This is a genomic window from Oleiphilus sp. HI0132, from assembly GCF_001635845.1.
The window spans coordinates 1-858 of the sequence record NZ_LWGJ01001864.1 but is presented as its reverse complement, the minus strand read 5'-3'; the positions used below and the strand labels follow the sequence as shown (position 1 = coordinate 858).

1 protein-coding gene is annotated in these 858 nt (G+C 46.0%); it reads left to right on the top strand.

The window, feature by feature from the left end; all coding sequences use genetic code 11:
* The coding region (gene gshB, locus A3766_RS28155) for a glutathione synthase (protein WP_231883025.1) at positions 1–858 on the top strand (858 nt) is incomplete at both ends.

The following is an 858-nucleotide window of genomic DNA, read 5'->3' as shown; positions in this document are numbered from 1 at the left end:
TCCGGGATTAATATCAAGAAGGATAGTTCCTTCGCTATGCTGCTTTCTGCCCAAGCGAAAGGCTGGTCTTTGAACTATATGGAAATGTCTGACCTATATTTGGATCAAGGTACGGCTCGTGGACGTTTGACGCCTCTCAAGGTAAGTAACGATGAGCAAAGCTGGTATGAACTTGGTGAGCCGCGCGAAGCCGATTTGGCTGAGTTAGACGTCATTCTTATGCGTAAGGATCCACCCGTTGATTCAGAGTTTATTTACGCTACGCATATTCTAGAACGGGCCGAGCAGCAGGGAGCTTTAGTATTAAATAAAGCCCAAAGCTTGCGAGATTGTAATGAAAAGCTATACGCGACTCTTTTCCCCCAATGTTGCCCGCCTGTTTTGGTCTCGAGAGATCAGCAACGCTTGAAAGCGTTTTGTAAGCAGCATGAAGACGTCATCTATAAACCCTTGGATGGTATGGGAGGCGCTTCTATTTTCAGAGTGACTCTGGGGGACAGTAACCTAAGTGTGATTCTCGAAACGCTGAGTCAGCATGGCCAGCAACAGGTGATGGCGCAAAAATATTTGCCTGAGATAAAGAATGGCGATAAGCGTATACTTATTATTGATGGTGAGCCGGTTGCTTTTGGCTTGGCGAGAATTCCGGGGCAAGGTGAGTCGCGAGGCAATTTGGCTGCAGGTGGTCGTGGAGAAGTGCTGCCACTGACTGAACGTGACTATTGGATCGTTGATCAGATAAAAGATGATTTACTAGATAGGGGCTTGTTATTTGTAGGTATCGATGTGATTGGTGATTACCTGACAGAAATAAATGTCACCAGTCCAACCTGTATTCAGGAAATTGAAAGGGTTAGC